The organism is Aquiflexum lacus (genome assembly GCF_015476655.1).
Lineage (GTDB): Bacteria > Bacteroidota > Bacteroidia > Cytophagales > Cyclobacteriaceae > Aquiflexum > Aquiflexum lacus.
Genome location: NZ_JABFHF010000003.1, coordinates 271,691 through 290,917 on the forward strand (window position 1 = coordinate 271,691; position 19,227 = coordinate 290,917).

The window sequence follows — 19,227 nt, forward strand, 5'->3', positions numbered from 1 at the left end:
TATTGGTTAACGATCAGTTACTTATGAGCAGTATTGATTGGATCATCATGTTTGGGACACTTTTGGCCATAGTAGGCTATGGTGTATACAAGACATATGGAGTGAGGGATATGGATAGCTATATCCGAGGCCAAGGAAATATGAACTGGTGGACCATCGGGCTGTCTATTATGGCCACCCAGGCTTCAGCAATCACTTTTTTGAGCACACCCGGTCAAGCCTATGAAGACGGCATGCGCTTCATTCAATTTTATTTTGGTCTTCCTTTGGCCATGATTATTCTATCGGTAACTTTTTTACCGATGTATTATAAGTTGAAGGTCTATACCGCCTATGAGTTTCTGGAAAATAGGTTTGATCTGAAAACAAGGACGCTTGCAGCTTTATTGTTTTTAGTTCAAAGAGGACTTGCAGCGGGAATAACCATCTATGCACCCGCCATCATCTTATCGACTCTGTTGGGTTGGAACCTTACCTTCACGAATATATTTATTGGGGTATTGGTCATTATCTATACCGTATCGGGAGGAACTAGGGCAGTTTCAATTACCCAAAAACAGCAAATGGCTGTAATGATGGGAGGGATGGTCCTGGCAGGTATTCTGGTGATACAGATGTTGCCGGTCAAATTCACCGAAGCTTTGCATGTGGCAGGAAAAATGGATAGGTTGAATGTTGTCAATTATGAATTCAACCTTTCAGACAGGTATAATTTCTGGTCAGGTATGACCGCCGCCTTGTTTTTATTTCTTTCCTATTTTGGCACAGATCAATCTCAGGTTCAAAGATATTTGACGGGCAGTACACTTACCCAAAGCAGGATGGGGCTGATGATGAATGGACTGTTAAAAGTCCCCATGCAGTTTGTCATCCTGTTTATCGGTGTCATGGTCTTTGTTTTTTATCAGTTTTTCCAACCACCGGTTGTTTTCAATAAAGTGCAAACCGAACAACTGCAAAACAGTGCCTTTAAGGAAGATTTCAGATTTTTGGAAGAAGAGTATACGCATGTTTTCCGTGAAAAAGGGCAGGACATTGAAGATCTGTTGGAAGCAGTCAAAAGCGATAATCAGGAAGGAATTGCCCTGGCCCAAGATGGGATGATGAAAAAAAGCCAACATCAGGAGCGTATTCGAAATGAAGTCAAAGAATTGATTGTCAAAAATGACCCAATGGCAGAAACTCGGGATACGGATTATGTCTTTATGCGCTTCGTCATGGATTATCTCCCCAAAGGGATTGTTGGCTTGCTGTTTGCCGTCATATTCAGTGCGGCCATGTCATCTACCGCCTCCGAGCTCAACTCGCTTGGCACCACCACTACCATTGATATCTATAAAAGGTCAATATCCAAGCACAGTAGCCAATACCACTACATGTTATCCTCCAAGTGGTTTACCGCGATTTGGGGGATTTTTGCGATTGTGTTTGCTACCTATGCCACCCTGTTCGAAAACCTGATTCAGGCGGTCAATTTGCTTGGTTCCTTATTTTACGGTACCATCTTGGGGATCTTTTTTGTGGCCTTTTACATGAAATGGATCAGAGGAAATGCCGTCTTTATCTCAGCCCTGATAACTCAGGCCATCATCCTCTTGATACATTGGAAAAATGGAGATTCCCTGTTAGGCATTCCCATCAACATCGGCTTCTTATGGTACAATGTGATCGGATGTCTATTGGTGATGCTCTTTTCGGCGATTATTCAGTTGGGAGGAGTTAAGGGAGAGAAGGTAGAGGGTTAGAAAGAGTTTTCAAAAGCGAGATGCGAGACCCGCCTGCCTGCAGGGACGAGAAACGAGAGCGGGTTTAGAGCCAAGAGCTAAATCCTGCCTCGAGTATCGGGGAGCCAAGAGCCAAGGAACAAAAGAAATAAGATGCGCTAATTATCAGGGAGATAAGAAAAAAATTCCAGCCAAATTTAGTATTGGGATGAATAAAGCAGTTACCAATAGCTCCACAAACTTTTAAACCTGAACCTTCTTATATCTTGTGTCTCACGTCTCAAATCGCAAATCTAAAATCTACATTCTAAAATCCTCACAATCCTACATCATATACTTAAAACACTTCAAAACCCGATTCCTTTGGTTTCTACTCCTTGGGTCCCCCATTAGGAATTGGTAGCGGAAGGATATTTCATGGGCACCTCTTGTCTGATAGCCGATATTGGAAATCATAAAATCGTAGCTATAGCCGATGACCATCCCATTTTCCAGGTTAACACCAAACATCGTAATGATGGAATCCTGATTGGGCATATTCCTTAATCCCGGAATCCCCCTATAGCCCAATCCCCCGATGACACTGCCATACAATGCCTGCAGGGCAACATCCATTTGTTGGAAGGGTCCCTGTTTTTTATAATTTACCAATAGAGAGGCTTGATTGTCAAAATTGGACCCAAAATAGTCATTGGCACCCAAAGGGAAATTGACACCTCCATGTACACTCCACTTCATGGGCAAAACTCCAGCTTCATTGTCAGGGAAAAATGAAAGATTGGGTCGGTTGATATGGTGTGCGGAACCACCAAGCCACATAAAGTCATTGTTGACCAATGCTCCGAAGGAAATGTCCACATAGCCATTGGGTTCAAAATCCGGGATCAGGTCAATGCTGCTTTGATTGACAGTTCTATTGAATAAATCCACCTGATCTCCAAACACCAGGTTGTCGAGTTTGGCGCTCCTTCTTACCCATGAACCTTGTCCGCCTAACCTGAAATTCCAGGATTCTGCGACTCGGAGATTATAGGCATAAAGGAAGGAAATGTCAGAGGTATTGATCCGCATATTGGCTTCCTGAAAACTGTTGACCATAATCCCAAACCCACTGTTGAGGTCATAGCTATAGTGGTCAAAATATGCCGAATAGGCATTGAAATCATAGGAAAGCCCTGGCCATTGTTTCCGGTAATTGACACCCACCCGGGTCAGTTCAGTTGAACCGGTCAAAGCCGGATTCAGATTTAGGGGCGAGGCGTAAAACTGTGAAAAATGAAAGTCCTGACTGTATCCCAAATTGGAAATCAGTAGCATGAAGATCACGTATGTCAGGTTTTTCATCCTCATCATTTCAATAATAAAAAGACATCTGTTTTTGTCTCAATCCTACCATCCACCGTTTGGAATTTGAGTTTGTAAACATAATTCCCGGGCATGGCCATGTCACCCATCACCGTACCGTCCCAACCATTGGCTTGGATATCATCTGTATAGAAAATCGTTTCTCCCCATTTGTTCAAAACCCAAAATTCCAATTTCTCAAGATTCAGGAATTTGGGAAAGAAATAATCATTGATGCCATCACTGTTGGGCGTAAAGACATTGGGTACGACTAAGAAATAATCAATTATCTTGATTTCTTTTACCAGTTCGAGTATGCAACCAAAGGCATCAATGGCCTGTAGTTTGACCTCAAACTCACCTGCTGTTTGGTAGGTATGGGTTGGATTGGTTTCCGTGCTGCTGTTGCCATCTCCAAAATCCCAGAAATAGGAGATGATATTGCCGATGGACTTATTCTGAAATTGAATAGGAATCCCGACCAAAAAGGCATTGTATTGGTCAAAGCCAATGGATTCAATATCAGCTTCCAACAATACATCGGTGTTTTCTACCTGATATGATTCCTGATATTCACAGCCTTGGCCATCTGTAATGGTCAGGACATACAAACCGGACTGACCGGTAGACATGGTCAACCCATTATTTGAAACTATTCCGCCGGACCAAGAAATGGTGTAAGGCGCAGATCCACCTGTAATAGAAATATTTAATTCTTCCAAAATCTCTCTGGGTTCACAGTTCACGTTGGTGGTTCTGATGGTAGCCACAGAGATTGGAACAGGTCTTTTGACAGTAAATTGTCTTTCTGTTAAACATCCCTTGGAATCTTCAATGCTCACGCCATAAGTGCCTGAGGGGATATTGGTAAGATTTTGTTCGGTGCTGCCATTACTCCATCTGTAATTAAATGGTGGATTTCCTCCTGTTGGGTTGACAAAAATACTTCCGCTTTGAGGATTGTCGCAGTCAAACGCATCCACCACCGAACTTTCAATTAAAAGTGGATCAGGCTGAAGAATGGTAAATTCCCTTCTGACTTCACAGGAACCGAATTTGGAAACAGTGACCCCATAAGTTCCTGCATCCAGATTGAAGAGATTTTCCAATTCCTCCCCATTGTCCCATCGGATTGTCACGCCTTCGGTACCCCCTTCAATATTGAGTTGAATATGACCGTTTTTTTCTCCAAAGCAAGAAATCTGATCTACTTCTGCATTGACTTTGAATAATGGAGCGTCAATGATACTTACCGATTGGGAAAGTATACAGCCTGCTTGGTCAGAAACGGTAACTGAATATTGCCCCGGTCCGACATTGTCAAAACTTCTCAGATTGGAACCAAAATCCCATGCCACCGTATAGGGTTCAACTCCTCCTGAAATGTCCAATCTCAAAAAACCATCATTGGCTTCATAGCAGGAAATATCACCTTTTTCAATGTTGATTTCCAACCTTTGTTCGGGTTCTTCAATCTGGATTGGACCTGTAGATACCGTACAATTATTGTTATCAAAGACAGTCAATTCATATATTCCTGCAGCTATATTTTCTAAAAGTAAACTACTCGATGGAAAAGGTTGACCGTCCTTGGTCCAGTTTAGCAGATAGGGTGAATCAACAATTCCCCCCGAAACAGCCACTTCTATCCGTCCCGTTTCATCTCCTTTACAGAATACATCTCGGGAATTGATAAGGTCAACAACAAGTTGTTCTGGTTCATTTATGGTATAAGGACGGGTCAAACTGCAACCAAAGTCATCTTCAACCAACAAAGTGTAGTCACCCGGTATTAAGTTTTCAATAATTGTGGAAGATGCAGTAAAGCCATTTGGTCCCGTCCAGGTTAAAGTAAAGTTTCCATTGCCTCCTTGTGGGTCAACCGAAATGCTACCGTCATTTGCACCAAAGCAGGAGATGCCGAAACCCGAAAAATTACTCACTTCATCCACAACGCTAAGCGTAGGGTTTACCGTAATTTGATAGGTTTTTGGAAGACCTTCACAATTACTTTGCCCACCTGTACTTGCAAAAACAATGAACTCAACAGTAATTGGTTCAGAAGTTGGATTGAAGAGATTCTGAATTGGGATCGTCCCATTGCCATTTGGTAAAACCCCCGAAACCCCATTCGCCACCGATGTCCATGAAATAACTGCATCTGCTACATTGCTGCTGATTAAGACCTCCTGACTTTCAGAACCTGTACAGAGGGTTTGGTCAGACAATGAAAATTCTATTGCCGGTGATGGTAGAACGGTAACAGAAAGCAAAAAGGACTGTCCCTGACAAATCCCAAGAAATGGTGTGATGTTATAAATGACGGTTTCTGGATTGTCGCTGTTATTCACCAATTCAATTGGAATGGTATTTTGGGCTTCCTCAACCGATTCTGCACCTATAACTGTGGATGGGGCAGAAACTGTCCATGTAAAAGTGCTTCCCGAAAGCATGTTCTGTGGAGTAAATGATGAAGATTGGGAACTACATATTTCCAGTTCCTCATCTTGATATACAGGTTCAGGGTTTACAGTTATTTTGTAGGTGGCGACTACTTCTTCACAGCTCCCAAGGTTTTCAGAGGCTATTTTTGCTAAGAAAAGCACTTCAATCGGATTATTACTTTTATTGATGATGGTTTGAGAAGGTATCTCATTGAGACCCTCAGGTTCTACGCCTTCAGCACCGTTGCTGACCGAAGTCCACTCAATGATTGCTTCTGAAAGATCAGAAGTTAAAATAACAGCTTCAGATGCCTCTCCTGAACAAATGATCTGATCCGGTATAGAGAATTCCACCGAAGGTGCTGGAATGACAGTAACCGTAACCTGACTTTCTATACTACAAGTAGTTTGTATATTGGTGGCAACTACCGTGTAGGTTGTAGTTTCTTCAGGTCTGACGGTTGGATTGGCACTGTTGGCATTTTGAATATTGCTGAACGGACTTGCCGTCCAGCTATAGCTATAATTTCCCTCAGGAATAATTTCTGAATCCAAAACAAGTGTTTCTCCTTTGCAGATTTCCTTATCAGGTCCCAAATCAATCTCGGGGATTGGATTGATGTTGAAAGTAATAGATGAGGAGGTCGTGCCACAGGAATTGGTGACTTCTAAGGTAACAACCTTGTTTCCTATCGTTTTGAATTCAATAGGTCCAGGGTCTGCATTTGATGATGTTGAAGGAATTCCGCCTTCAAAGGTCCATTTAAAAGTCGCCTCATCTTCACTACATAAAAGAACAGTTGATGTGGGTGAAATGGTCAATTCTCCACATGAATCAGGGATGATTCCCAATGAAACTGAAGGCGGCGAATAGACAGAAATCAATTCTGAGGCTGTAAATACCCCGCAAGATGTAATCAATTGTTGGGTGATAATATAGTCTCCGGGATTGATGAAATTGAATTCAGGGCTGATGTCATTGAAACTGCTTCCTTCCGCGAATTCCCAATTTCCACCAATACTGCATTCTCCTCCCTGAAAAGCTACCGACCACCTGAAGAAGTCTCCACCATCAGCACAAGTTCCCAGAATATTTGATGTATTTGTAGTTTTGACTGAAATTGGACCACATCCATCAAGTTGATCGACTTCAAATGAGGCAATAGGCTCAGAAATGATACAGATGGTTTCCTCTCTTTCTTCTATGCCACAGCGATTGCCAGAAATCAACTTAATGGTATAAATTCCAGGTTCGGTAAATCTAGGCGTTAAAACAGGTGATCCGTTGACCCAAGAATTTGGGATTTCCGGATTGTTTCTTACCCCTAATGTGTTATCAGCACTGAGTTCCCAACCCGTTTCGGGACTTATTTCCCAAACAAATTTTCCACTAGTAGTACATTGTCCATTATTGTTGACTTCATTTCCGTAAAGCGTTTGGTTGAATATATTAAAAAAGGTGTTTTCACAATATACAGAGTCAGCTAAGCCGATTATAGGTTCCGGTTTTTCAGAGACATAAATCGGCACTACCTGTGCAGATGATCTTGAACAAGGGTTTTCAGCCAGTATGGTTGCTGAAAATGAATTCCCAAATCCTGGTGCTCCGAATTGTCCACAGGAAGTGGATTCAAAAATATGACTGACTGTGGCAGGAGGTGGATGTGAAAATACCTGGGGAGGAGTTCCATCAGAAAAAGTCACGGTATAGGTTGTCCCAATAGGGTTATTCTCAGTTCCTGTAATTGGAAAAGTCAATGCTTCTCCCGAGCAGATATTTGTATTACCGGGGTTTCCAAAACCAACAGCTGGGTTTGAACCAATGAATACACCGATTCTTCTGTTGACAATACATCCATTTCCACCTGTGACTGTATAATTCAGGTAATATACACCAATGGAATAAGCATGAGTTAATTCCGTCCATTCTTCTCCTTCAAAAGCTTCCGAACCATCCCCCCAATCGATGAGATAGGAAGCGTTAGTGGATATAGTGCTTGAATTATTATAAAAAGTGAATTCTGAAAGCTCATCATTGTCACAAACAATAAAATATGGAAGATTATCAAAATCAGTGTCATTCCTGTCACTTGAAACAGCGACAGAAGGAATTTGGTTGATAGTAATCGGGTTTGTTTTGGTGGCCGTAATCCCCAAAGAATCTGTAACGGTCAGCGTTACTTGAAAAGTCTGTGTTCCATTTCCTATGGCATTGTCAAATACATGCTGTGGCTCTTCTGCAACAGAAGTTGTTCCATCCCCGAATTGCCATAAATAAGTTAGTTTATTTCCTGTGGAAAGATTGGTGAACTGTATGGGAGAGTTGCCACAATATTCCTCTTCTTCAAAACTGAATTCTGCGGTTGGAGGGTCACTGACTTCATTTTTTTGGTTGGAAAAAACCGATTCTATGAACAAATTAGGGGAAAAAATAAGCATACCGCTTACACCGCTGAAAGCAAAAAACAAACATACAGAAAAGAAAATCAATATTCTTTTAAAACGCATCGAAAATAAACTACAAGCAAAAATGTATTACGTGGCTATATTTATGCGGAATATAAATAATCAACAAGAGAAAAAAAATACTTTCTAAAAATCATTAATATGGTTTCTTAAAAATCTGCCGATAACTTGCCAAATTAAAGAACGATTTTATCAAATGTACCAAGTCCCATTCCATCGAATTTCCAACTTATGGGAGCTTTAATTTTACTGGAAAAAAATAGAATAACTTTGTGTTATTGAATTATTCAAAGAAAAGAAGTGTCTTCGGAAGCTTCTTCGGTCATTTTTTCAGCAATTTCTTTGCCTAAATATTTATCTATCAGACCGTGTCCAACATAGAGTAGGGGAGTGAGCAAAATTGCGACACTGAATTTGTAGATGTAATTGATGATCCCAACGGAAGCCACTTGCGCCCAACTCCAGTTTCCAAAAATATAAAATGCAATTCCCAACACGACAAAAGAATCTATAAATTGGGAAACCAAGGTTGACCCTGTCGCTCTCAGCCAAATCATTTTTGGTCCAGTGATTTTTCTTAATTTTTGAAAAACATACACATCTATTAACTGACCTAATAAAAATGCCACCAAGGAACCGAGGATAATTCCCAAGCCTTGTCGGAAGATTACGTTAAATGCATAATCTATATTAAAAGGATTGCCGTCAGGGTCAGGTGTATTTACATCTAGCCAGAATGCTGCAGGAGGAAGACCGGTGACCAGCACTATAATCAGGAAGACATATGCAATAAAAAAAGCTGTAATAAAACTGATTTTTCTGACACCTTTCTTCCCAAAATATTCATTGATAATGTCTGTCGTAATGAATACTATAGGCCAAATAACCGCACCTGCGGTTAAGTTAAAGTCCAATATATATTCTCCAAATATTGTCCATCCAGCAGGTTCCCAACCAAGGGTTTTTTCACCGGAGAAAATTTTTACTCCAATAATTTCCGCCAAAATGGCATTGGTGAGAAAAATCCCACTGAGGATAATAAAGAGGTTGGTCTTTTTTGACTGAAAAGTCTTAGAGGTGACTTCTAAATCCATGTTGTAGGAATTAATATGAAATGGGTAGTTGATAATCAGGGGTTGAGAATTGGATAGGTAATACCTTCTTCACTTAAGTAACTTTCAGTAAATTCTTCTTTGGCCTGTTCTGACAATATGGATAGGTCTTTATATCGGGATGAATAATGTCCTAGCAATAATTTCTTTACACCCGCAGATTTGGCTATCAGAGCAGCTTGTCTTGCTGTACTGTGAAAGGTAGATCCTGCTCTTTCTACCTCCATATCATCGAATGTGGCTTCATGATACAATAAATCTACACCTTTAATTATTCTAACAATCCTTGGATCATAAATTGTGTCTGAACAATAAGCATACCTACGGGGCGGCTTTTGTTCATGGGCAAATTCCGAAACTGCATACAGTACATTGCCATTAGCGTCCAAATAATCCTTACCTGATCTGATGGTATTTATAGCTTCTATACTGAGTTTATGTCGTTGTAACTTTTCCTTAACCAAATTCCGAAGCCCTTGTTTTTCTTCAATCAAAAATCCTGTACAGGAAATCCTGTGTTGAAGTGGGAAAGAATAAACCCGAAAGTTTTTTTCTTCAAGGATTAGTTCATCTTTTTCAGTTTTTGTACTGATAAATCTTAGGGGGAAGCCGAGGTTGGATTTGCTATGTTTGAGTTGAACAGTAATTATTTCATCAAGACCTTGCGGTCCAAAAATTGTCAATAGGCGTTCTCTTTTGACAAGGTGAAAACTTGAAATCAATCCCATCAAACCATAAAAGTGGTCTCCATGCAGGTGAGAAATAAAAATAAAGTCAATTCTGGAAAATTTAAGCTTGAATTTTCGAAGCTGGATTTGGGTTCCTTCTCCACAATCCAAAAGTAAATAAGACCCCCCAACTTGAATCAGCTGGGAGGTTTGATTTCTACCATGGGCCGGAATAGCAGAATTTGAGCCTAAAATCGTAACTTCAAAATCCAAGATTAATCTTCCTCCTCGTGTTCGCGGCCCTCAATTTCGTGTATGAAAATTGCTTCTGCTGCTTCTTCGATGGAATCCACAATTTTAAAAACTTTATCAAGCATGGAAATCCTGATCAGTTTCATAACATGTTCCTGCGGTGATGCAATGATGAAAATCCCCCCGTCTCTACCAAACTCCCTGTTTCCTACCAATAAAGCACTCAACCCACTGGAATCAGCATATTTTACATGACTCATGTCGATGACCAGGTTATCATAACCTTCAGCATTTACTGTCAACAATTCTGATTTCAATATTGGAGACAAGGCAGAATCCAGTTTTTCCTCCATGGGGGTGAAGATTACATATTGCTCTTTTTTATCTACTGTATATTTCATATTTTTTTGATTCAATTATTCTAAATCCCAGTTATCTTATTTTAACGCGAAATTAATGATCGTATTTTAAGGTAAGTTTGATCAAAAACTTGATTTTAATCTTACTTATTAAATTTTTTCCAAGATGGCTTTTTCTATACTTCCTTCCAAATCTTCAAAGCCAGATTTCACAAATTCCTCACCTATGATTTTTTCGTACAGCTCAATATACCTCGTTGAAACTTCTTCAACAAATTCGTTAGGCATGACAGGAACATTTTGTCCTTCCTTACCCTGAAATCCATTTGAAATCAACCATTGTCTAACAAACTCCTTGGATAGCTGTTTTTGAGGAAGACCTTCTATTTGTAAAGCTTCGTATTTATCTGCATAAAAATACCTGGAAGAATCAGGTGTATGTATTTCATCTATCAAAAGGATTTCATCTCCAAATTTGCCAAACTCATATTTGGTGTCCACCAAAATGAGCCCTTTATCCTTTGCCATCTCCGTCCCTTTTTCAAATAAGGCAAAGGTATAATTTTCCAATACCTCATAGTCCTTCTCACTGACGATACCTTTTGCCAGGATATCTTCCTTGGAAATATCCTCGTCATGCCCTTCAGAAGCTTTCGTGGTAGGTGTAATGATAGGTTGTGGAAGTCTGTCGTTTTCTTTTAGTCCATCAGGTAAAGGCACGCCGCATAAGATTCTTTTTCCGGCTTTGTATTCCCTGGCTGCGTGCCCGGCAAGGTAACCCCTCACGACCATCTCCACTTTAAAAGGATCACATTTTTTACCAATAGTCACATTGGGGTGGGGGGTGGATGTCACCCAATTGGGGACAATATCAGCTGTTGCCTGAAGAAATCTGGCTGCGATCTGATTCAGCACCTGTCCTTTAAAGGGAATTGCTCTGGGTAATACGACGTCAAAAGCAGAAATTCTGTCAGTGGCAACTACAGCAAGACTCTCCTCAAAAATATAGACATCTCTTACTTTACCTTTATAGAATCCGATTTGATCGGGGAATTTGAATTGGGTTTCTTTTATTGCTGTTTCCATTCGATATATCAATTAAGCAAAATTAAAAAAAGCTTCTTGTTTTGAAGCTTTTGGGTATTTTATTTCTTGAATTCAATTGTCATTTTCATTAAAAAGATCCTGCGCATATTTTCCTTCTTTGAATTGTCGTTCCTGAATTAGATCACCTGCCTCATTATATATTTTCTGGATTCCATGGGGTTTGCCCATGCGATAGGGCATAATTTCTTTGATCTTGCCATTCGGATGATAAATTAGCGCTTCACCTTCCTCTTTGCCATTGAGGTAAGTTACCTTTCTTTCTTCCTCTCCATTTTCATGGTATCCAATGATTCTAACCAAATCCCCGAAATTATTGTAAGTAGCCACTTCTTTGATCTGACCATTTTGATAATAGGTGTTGATTGTTCCTGAAATCCTACCAGCACGATATTGTCCCTCTTCCTCCAAAGAACCGTCTTCATAAAAGCTCTTGAAGGTTCCTGTGGGTTGCCCTTTCTTGAATTTACCCTGTCTAGCTATCTGACCATTTGGGTGAAAATAAGCAATGCTGCCATTTTGGAGGCCATTATTATATTGAATTTGAGATTTGATTTCACCGCTAGGATAATAAGTAAATTGGTCACCATCCAATTTGCCATTTTTATAATAAAGTTTGGAGATTAGTTTTCCATCTTCATCATATTCTTCCTTATTGCCATCAATTACACCGGATCTATAAAATGATTTTTCTATCAGCTTTTCATCTTCATCATAATAAAAGCTCCAACCTTCCGGAACGTTTTTTTCAAAACTTGATTTTTGCTTGATTTTACCATTTTCAAAATAGTTGATGACTTCACCTTCTATCTGGTTTTTCGAAAAATTAAGTTCTTGTGAAATATGGCCGGTCTGAAAAAAATTCTTTGAAGGACCTTCACGCAGATTGTTGACATAATTCACCAATCTTAAGGTATCTTCGCTGAAAGGATAAAAATCTACAAAAAGCCCCTCTTTTTTCCCATCTTTCAATTGCCCAATGAGAGCCAAACCACCATCTTCATAATACAGCTTATATAATCCCTGCGCGACACCACTGATCATTTCATATTCTTCCTTTAGCTTAAGGCTATCTTCATCATAATAGGTCTTGACCGGGATTTGAGCAAGAACGCTTGATGAAAACAAAACGAAAAGAACAAATAGAACAGGGTTTTTCATTGGATATTTCAAAGTTGATTCAATGACCAAATGCCTGCGAAATCACAGGCATTTGATTTTATTCAGAAGCTGAATAATGGCTAAAGTTTTTCAATGACAATGGCAGATGCACCACCACCTCCGTTGCAGATACCTGCAACCCCTATTTTCCCTTTCTTTTGGTTCAATACAGAGCAAAGCGTAGAAATAATTCTTGCTCCGGAAGCACCTAATGGATGACCAAGAGAGACAGCACCTCCAAATACATTCAATTTGTCATTGTCCAAATTCAATTGACGTTGATTGGCAATAGCTACAGCAGCAAAAGCTTCGTTGATTTCATAGAAATCAATATCTCTTTCAGTAAGACCAGCATTTTTGATTGCTTTTGGTATAGCAACAGCAGGTGTGGTTGTGAACCAAAGAGGATCTTGCGCAGCATCTGCAAAGCCAATTATTTTTGCAATCGGTTTGAGGCCCAATTCCTGAACTTTTTCTTTACTCATTAAAACCAAGGCTGAGGCCCCATCATTCATTGTAGAAGCATTTGCTGCGGTTACCGTACCTTCTTTATCAAATACTGGACGTAAAGAAGGGATTTTATCAAACATAACATTTTTGAATTCCTCGTCCTCATCGATGATGATGGTCTCACCTTTTCTTCCTTTGATAGTTACAGGTATAACTTCATCTTTGAAAGCGCCTGATTTCCATGCTTCAGCCGACCTATTATAGGATTGAATGGCATAATTGTCCTGATCTTCTCTGGAAATATTCATTTCCCTTGCAGTATTGTCCGCGCAGTTACCCATAGGAAACTTATAATATACTTCAAACAAACCATCCTTGACCAATCCATCAACGAACTCGGCATTGCCATATTTGTATCCAAATCTAGCTTTTGGAACATAATAGGGAACATTGGACATACTTTCCATCCCACCTGCCACGATCACGTCATTCTGCCCCGTCATGATAGATTGGGCAGCAAACATGACCGCTTTCATACCTGAGGAGCAAACCTTGTTAATGGTCGTACAGGGTACATTATAACCAATACCGGCACCTATGGCTGCTTGCCTTGCAGGTGCCTGACCAAGATTGGCCGAAATCACATTTCCCATAAGGACTTCGTCTACTTCCTTGGGTTCAACTCCTGCTTTTTCCAGTGCACCCTTAATTGCAATACTTCCTAATTCCACTGCTGTAAGTCCAGACAGTTTTCCACCAAAACTCCCCAGGGGAGTTCTTACGGCTGATATGATATATACTTCTTTCATTTGGGTTTATATTTAAGATATGAGACGTTAGATATTAGACTTGAGATACAAGTGCCAAAGTTTGCCCTGAATATTGGGGAGACAAGAATGAAGAATCAAGAACCAAGAGACAAGAAATAAATTCCGGTCCAAGATTTAGATTTAAGGAGAAAAGCCTACCAATCCGGCAAGCCTCTTTCAGGTCTTTTGGTGGCTTTCTTTTGATTTTGTTGGATGTATCTGAGTTCAGCAGCATTCATGGCCTCTAGGATTTGTGCTGCCTGTTCGGGAGTGAGGTTCATTTCTTTCAGATTTTCCCTCATTTTTTCCATTGCCTTTTCCCGGTCACTCAGGTCACTTTCAAGATCACTTGGTTCCTCCGAATCCTCTTCTTGCTGGGATTCTTCACCGGATTTATCATCTTTTTTCTGCGACTCCGAGGCTTCATCTTCCTCAGTTTCTTCATCACCCTCACCGTCCTTGCTATCATCAGATTTTTTGTCCTGATCCTGTTGGTCTTGATCTTCTTGATCCTGTTGCTCTTCACCGTCCTCACCTTCTTCGTTTTGATCGTTTTGGTCAGGATTTTCCTCCAACCACCTGCTCAATAATTCATAGTTGTACCTTGCAGATTCATTGAGATGATTTTTGATCAGGGCCATTTTAAAGGATTCCAAAGCTTCCTCATATTTCTTTTCTTCTCCCAAAATGACTCCCGATTGGTTATAAGCAAATGAAGCAAGTTCTTTGTCCGGAGCATTTAACAATCCCGAATAAGTTCTTGTAGCTTCTTCCAATTGACCGTTATAATGATAGCTTAAGGCAAGGTTATAATTGACATTTGGGGTACTCAATTCAAAATCAGAAATGAGTTTCATATGTGAGGCTACAGAAGCCTCATATTCTGTTGATGCATAGTCTTTCGCAGCTGTTTTGATTGCCTTGTTGCGGTCACTGACTTCTGTCAGTGAAGAAGGAATCATTACAATGAAAATTAATATAAATCTTATGACCAAATGCATGTATGATAACACGTTTTTAAAGGTTAATGGTTTTTATTGGAAGCATTAAATCTAATAACGCCAACCCCAATCCAATAAGCAGGAAATAAAAATATTTATTTGCTGAGGCTTCAATCATTCTGGAACCCGTGACAGTGCCTTCCTGCCTTTCAATAGCTGCCATGAGGTCAGGAATTTCCTGTACTTCATCACTGAGTTCAAAATATTGTCCGTCTGTTTGGGAAGCAATCAGTTTCAGATTATTTGATTCTAGTCTGCTTACGGCAGGCTGATTTGTATTGGGGTCAATAATTCTCGAATTTCCTCTTGGAATTGTACTTCCTTGGCTTGTACCCACTCCCAAGGAAAATACTTTTATACCCTGTTCACTGAGTCTGCTTGTCTGATCTCTAAAATTATCTGCAAAATCCTCCCCGTCAGAAATCAAAATTACTGACTTGGAATTGATGTCAGGGGAATTTTCCAAATTGAATTTTTCCAAAGCCATGTTCAAAGGAGCACTGATGTCAGTACCCTGATTGGGTACTAAATTTGTATTGAGACCATCCAAATGAAGTTGGATAACGTTTTGGTCAAAGGTTAGGGGACATTGCACAAAAGCCTCAGAACTAAAAATAATCAACCCGATTCTATCGCCTGCAAAATTTTTGACAAGGTTTTTCAGTTCAAACTTTATTCTCTGAAGTCTGCTTGGGCCAATATCTGTAGCATTCATGGACTGGGAAAGGTCAATGGCAATGAAAATATCCTTACCTTCTTCTTTGATCTCTTTTAATGCTGTGCCCACAGATGGTCCTGATAAAGCAATCAGAAATAAAATAAAATAGGAAAATCTTAACAATATTTTAAAAAACAACCTGTGCTTCTTTACCTCCAGTTTCTTATTGATAAGATAAAAACGGAATAAATAAATAAAGTATAGCAAACCAAAAAGGATTGCCAAGGTTAAAATCAAACTTATATCAGGATATGCCCAAATCATGGCCTGAAATTATAAAATATATATGAAAAGAAAAGGAATTAGATTTTATTGATATAATTTTCAACACCCAAACGCGATTATGCGTTATCCTATCAAACATTAATACAGGCATGAAGTTTTTGACCCTTTTATTATCAGGGATTATATTTTCAAGTTTTTTGGCTTTTGCCCAAAATGAACAACATATTTCAGGTCAGGTCCTTGAAGTGGATGGCGGGACACCTCTTCCTGGCGCCAACATTTATTGGGAATCGGAGCCTCAAAAAGGTGTGGTTTCGGACCTTGATGGAAATTTCACGATTGAAGTGAGCACACTTCCAGATAAGTTGATCATTTCTTATTTGGGTTTTACACCATCTCTAAGAATACTGACTGTGAAAGATTTGGAAAAGCCACTGAAATTTTACCTCAAGCCGGAAGAACTGTCTTTGGAGGAAATCATCATCAGAGATACCAATCCCGAACAAAATATTTTAGGCACTGAAATGGGCAAATCAGTAGTTTCAATGGAGACCATCAAAAACATTCCGGCTTTGTTTGGAGAGGTAGATCTTTTGAGAAGTCTTCAACTGCTGCCTGGTGTGCAAACAGCGGGCGAAGGTACCACAGGCTTATTTGTCAGAGGTGGATCAGCAGATCAAAACCTGATCCAACTGGATGGTGCACCGGTTTATAATCCTTCACACTTTTTCGGATTCTTTTCAGTCTTCAATCCAGATGCCCTTAGTGGAGTGGAGTTTTATAAGGGAAATATCCCTGCCGAATTAGGTGGGAGGGTTTCCTCAGTTGTTGATGTTTCTCTACGGGAAGGTAATTTTCAAAAAATTAGAGGTGAGGGGGGAATAGGTACAATCAGTTCAAGATTTACTTTGGATGGTCCTATAGTTTCCGATAAATCTTCATTTATCATCTCGGGCAGGAGGACTTATGCAGATTTATTTTTGAGGCTTTCAGGCAATGAAAATATCCGCAATAACCAGCTTTATTTTTATGATTTGAGTGGAAAAGCCACTTTTAGACTGAGTGAAAAAGACAAACTTTCAGTTTCTGGCTATTATGGGTCAGACTTCTTAGGTATTTCCAACCAATTCGGTCTGGGCTGGAACAATTTTGTTTCTTCTCTTAATTGGAATAGAAACATTAGCAACACTTCATTTTTTGACTTGAATGTCTACAATAGCAGGTATAATTACAAAGTGCTTTTTGATGATGACGGGAGTGGCTTCAATTGGAACAATACCATATCGGAAACCGGCGCAAGGATGGAATGGTCCTGGCTAAAACCTAATAATACTGTGATAAAAGCCGGGTATCACCCACAGCTTTATCATTTTTCCCCGATTAGTCTTACACCAGGCCCTGAAAGTAATTTTGATAATATAAACACCAATCCCAGAAATGGCCTGCAGAACAACTTGTTTTTCTCTGGATCTACGGACATAGGAAAGAAAATAAAATTGGAAGCTGGATTGAGGTATGCATTGTATCAGGAAATCGGTTCAGGAGTAATTTATGATTATGAAGGTGGAAGACCCTTGCCCGATGCCGAGATTATTGATACGCTTAATCTCAATAGGTTTCAGACTGCCAAAGTCTTTCACAGATTTGAGCCCAGGTTTTCGATGAGGTATTTACTTAGGGATGATATTTCCATAAAAGCCGCATTTAACCGTAACCATCAATTTGTACAAGTTGCCACCAATAGCTCTGCAGGATTGCCGATTGACAGATGGGTTCCTGCTGGTACTTATATTGATCCTCTACGTGGTGATCAATATTCAATTGGTGTCTTTAAAAATTTTGGACTCGCCAAGTGGGAAGTTTCTGTAGAATCGTATTATAAAGATTTTAGAAATGTGGTAGACTTAAGACAAGGTGCCAGTGTACTATTCACCGACAATGTAGAAACCGAACTTTTGAGCGGGGTAGGTTATGCCTATGGTTTGGAGTTTCTTTTGAGGAAAAATTTTGGTAAAACTACCGGATGGATAAGTTATACTTATTCCAGAACCTGGAGAAAAATCGAAGGTATCAGTGGTAACAATTGGTACAATCCAAGGTTTGACAGACCTCATGATGTTAACCTGGTTTTCAATCATGAATTTTCAAAAAGATGGATGGCGGGTCTGACTTTTGTCTATACTACAGGTCAGGCAGTTACTTTTCCCGTAGGTACCTACGAGATTGATACCCAAACGCTCCCTTTGTATGGTGAACAGCGAAATGCTGACAGGTTTCCTGACTATCATAGAATGGATGCTTCTGTAACTTGGAGGGGATATGATAAGGGAAGAAAATGGAAGGGAAGCTGGAATTTCAGCATCTATAACCTTTACGGTCGAAAAAATCCATTTACATTTCAGTTTACCGATATAGTCAATGAAGATATTAATTTTAATCAGGATGGAGGAGAGGAAGTAACTTCCAGGAGACCTGGTGTTGTGATGACCTATCTATTTACATTCTTACCGTCGTTAACCTATAATTTCAAATTTTGATGCGTACTATTTGGTTTATTTTATTTGGAATGTTGCTTGGATCTTGTCAGGAAGAGATATTTCTTGACCTGAACACGGCAGACCCGACACCGGCCATCGAAGCCATTTGGACTAACAATGGCAATATGAATCAGGTTAAGATCATGTATTCTAAGGATTACTATAATCAAGAACTCAATCAAATTGTGACTGATGCAGAAGTCAGCATTAGAAATCTAAGGACTGATAGGGTATTTCCTTTCATTTTTTCCGAACAGGCAAAAAGGTATTTGCCAGTCAACAATCCTGGAGGTAGAATCGGAGAGCGATACCAGTTAAATGTAAGGATCGGAGAAAATGAATATGTCTCGGAAGGTACCATGTTGCCTCCTCCGATTTTGGATAGTATTAAATATGAATTTAAGGAAAAAAGATTCTTTAGAGAAGAAGGATATTATTTGACGGTATATGGTAAAATCCCATTTGAAACTGATAATAATTATCGAATAAGAATTATTCAAAATGATACCTTAAAAAACAGTCGTTTCGATTACCTTTTGTTCGATGATTCATTTGGAACGTCAATATTGGATAAGGGCTTTGAACTTGCAGGTTTTCCTTTTGCTGCCAATGATAGGATAAGATTGGAATTGTATAGGCTCAATACTGATGCTTTTAATTATCTCAATCAATTGGTTGATTTGTTATTTAATGATGGTGGTCTTTTTTCACCGCCACCACAAAACCCCAAATCAAACATTAAGCTAAAGAGTGGTTATGGTGAAGTATTAGGTTATTTTATGGTCAGTCCATTTTTAAGCGAGGTGGTAGAAATTGTGCCGGAAGAATAGCAAAATCATTTTTTGAAAGTGGT

General features: G+C 39.6%; 13 protein-coding genes. 3 read left to right on the forward strand and 10 right to left on the reverse strand.

The genetic code is table 11. From position 1 onward, the window contains the following. The first annotated feature begins 23 nt into the window (after positions 1–23). Positions 24–1,745, forward strand: a complete 1,722-nt coding sequence (locus HMJ38_RS04805) for a sodium:solute symporter (protein ID WP_194973225.1) — start codon at positions 24–26, stop codon at positions 1,743–1,745. Positions 1,746–2,048: 303 nt separating this feature from the next. Here the strand turns inward: HMJ38_RS04805 and HMJ38_RS04810 are convergent, their stop codons facing one another. The 10 genes from HMJ38_RS04810 to HMJ38_RS04855 all read right to left on the reverse strand — a co-directional run bounded on the left by HMJ38_RS04810 (position 2,049) and on the right by HMJ38_RS04855 (position 15,876). Continuing rightward, positions 2,049–3,068, reverse strand: a complete 1,020-nt coding sequence (locus tag HMJ38_RS04810; RefSeq protein ID WP_228779889.1) for a PorP/SprF family type IX secretion system membrane protein — start codon at positions 3,066–3,068, stop codon at positions 2,049–2,051. Positions 3,069–3,073: 5 nt separating this feature from the next. Beyond that, on the reverse strand, positions 3,074–8,020 hold the full coding sequence (locus HMJ38_RS04815; protein WP_194973226.1) for a PKD domain-containing protein: 4,947 nt from the start codon (positions 8,018–8,020) through the stop codon (positions 3,074–3,076). Between the two features lie 245 nt (positions 8,021–8,265). Continuing rightward, positions 8,266–9,072, reverse strand: a complete 807-nt coding sequence (locus HMJ38_RS04820) for a queuosine precursor transporter (RefSeq protein ID WP_194973227.1) — start codon at positions 9,070–9,072, stop codon at positions 8,266–8,268. 35 nt (positions 9,073–9,107) lie between these two features. Continuing rightward, complete coding sequence (locus HMJ38_RS04825; protein WP_194973228.1) at positions 9,108–10,031, reverse strand: ribonuclease Z; 924 nt, start codon at positions 10,029–10,031, stop codon at positions 9,108–9,110. 2 nt (positions 10,032–10,033) lie between these two features. Beyond that, positions 10,034–10,411 (reverse strand): STAS domain-containing protein, encoded by a 378-nt coding sequence (locus HMJ38_RS04830; protein WP_194973229.1) that lies wholly within the window; start codon positions 10,409–10,411, stop codon positions 10,034–10,036. A 108-nt stretch (positions 10,412–10,519) separates the two neighbouring features. Further along, entirely contained in the window at positions 10,520–11,455 is a 936-nt protein-coding gene (locus tag HMJ38_RS04835) for a phosphoribosylaminoimidazolesuccinocarboxamide synthase (protein ID WP_194973230.1), read from the reverse strand. 72 nt (positions 11,456–11,527) lie between these two features. Beyond that, complete coding sequence (locus tag HMJ38_RS04840; RefSeq protein ID WP_194973231.1) at positions 11,528–12,634, reverse strand: toxin-antitoxin system YwqK family antitoxin; 1,107 nt, start codon at positions 12,632–12,634, stop codon at positions 11,528–11,530. A gap of 80 nt (positions 12,635–12,714) precedes the next feature. Continuing rightward, positions 12,715–13,893 carry an acetyl-CoA C-acyltransferase gene (locus HMJ38_RS04845; protein ID WP_194973232.1) on the reverse strand — a complete coding sequence of 393 codons (1,179 nt, stop codon included), beginning with the start codon at positions 13,891–13,893 and terminating at the stop codon, positions 12,715–12,717. A 155-nt stretch (positions 13,894–14,048) separates the two neighbouring features. Further along, positions 14,049–14,855, reverse strand: coding sequence for a tetratricopeptide repeat protein (locus tag HMJ38_RS04850; protein WP_228779890.1), 807 nt, complete (start codon positions 14,853–14,855; stop codon positions 14,049–14,051). Between the two features lie 55 nt (positions 14,856–14,910). Beyond that, positions 14,911–15,876 (reverse strand): vWA domain-containing protein, encoded by a 966-nt coding sequence (locus HMJ38_RS04855; RefSeq protein ID WP_194973233.1) that lies wholly within the window; start codon positions 15,874–15,876, stop codon positions 14,911–14,913. A 110-nt stretch (positions 15,877–15,986) separates the two neighbouring features. Between HMJ38_RS04855 and HMJ38_RS04860 the strand changes: the two genes are divergently transcribed. Together HMJ38_RS04860 and HMJ38_RS04865 are read left to right on the forward strand one after the other, a co-directional pair. Then, complete coding sequence (locus HMJ38_RS04860) at positions 15,987–18,374, forward strand: TonB-dependent receptor (protein WP_194973234.1); 2,388 nt, start codon at positions 15,987–15,989, stop codon at positions 18,372–18,374. Next, positions 18,374–19,204 (forward strand): DUF4249 family protein, encoded by an 831-nt coding sequence (locus HMJ38_RS04865; RefSeq protein WP_194973235.1) that lies wholly within the window; start codon positions 18,374–18,376, stop codon positions 19,202–19,204. Before HMJ38_RS04860 ends, HMJ38_RS04865 begins: the two co-directional genes overlap by 1 nt. The last annotated feature ends 23 nt before the right edge of the window (positions 19,205–19,227 follow it).

Bases quoted from the DNA above. Each gene is read 5' to 3' on its own strand.
- HMJ38_RS04805 (WP_194973225.1), top strand. From the start codon at position 24: ATGAGCAGTATTGATTGGATCATCATGTTTGGGACACTTTTGGCCATA.
- HMJ38_RS04810 (WP_228779889.1), bottom strand. From the start codon at position 3,068: ATGAAAAACCTGACATACGTGATCTTCATGCTACTGATTTCCAATTTG.
- HMJ38_RS04815 (WP_194973226.1), bottom strand. From the start codon at position 8,020: ATGCGTTTTAAAAGAATATTGATTTTCTTTTCTGTATGTTTGTTTTTT.
- HMJ38_RS04820 (WP_194973227.1), bottom strand. From the start codon at position 9,072: ATGGATTTAGAAGTCACCTCTAAGACTTTTCAGTCAAAAAAGACCAAC.
- HMJ38_RS04830 (WP_194973229.1), bottom strand. From the start codon at position 10,411: ATGAAATATACAGTAGATAAAAAAGAGCAATATGTAATCTTCACCCCC.
- HMJ38_RS04835 (WP_194973230.1), bottom strand. From the start codon at position 11,455: ATGGAAACAGCAATAAAAGAAACCCAATTCAAATTCCCCGATCAAATC.
- HMJ38_RS04840 (WP_194973231.1), bottom strand. From the start codon at position 12,634: ATGAAAAACCCTGTTCTATTTGTTCTTTTCGTTTTGTTTTCATCAAGC.
- HMJ38_RS04845 (WP_194973232.1), bottom strand. From the start codon at position 13,893: ATGAAAGAAGTATATATCATATCAGCCGTAAGAACTCCCCTGGGGAGT.
- HMJ38_RS04850 (WP_228779890.1), bottom strand. From the start codon at position 14,855: ATGATTCCTTCTTCACTGACAGAAGTCAGTGACCGCAACAAGGCAATC.
- HMJ38_RS04855 (WP_194973233.1), bottom strand. From the start codon at position 15,876: ATGATTTGGGCATATCCTGATATAAGTTTGATTTTAACCTTGGCAATC.
- HMJ38_RS04860 (WP_194973234.1), top strand. From the start codon at position 15,987: ATGAAGTTTTTGACCCTTTTATTATCAGGGATTATATTTTCAAGTTTT.
- HMJ38_RS04865 (WP_194973235.1), top strand. From the start codon at position 18,374: ATGCGTACTATTTGGTTTATTTTATTTGGAATGTTGCTTGGATCTTGT.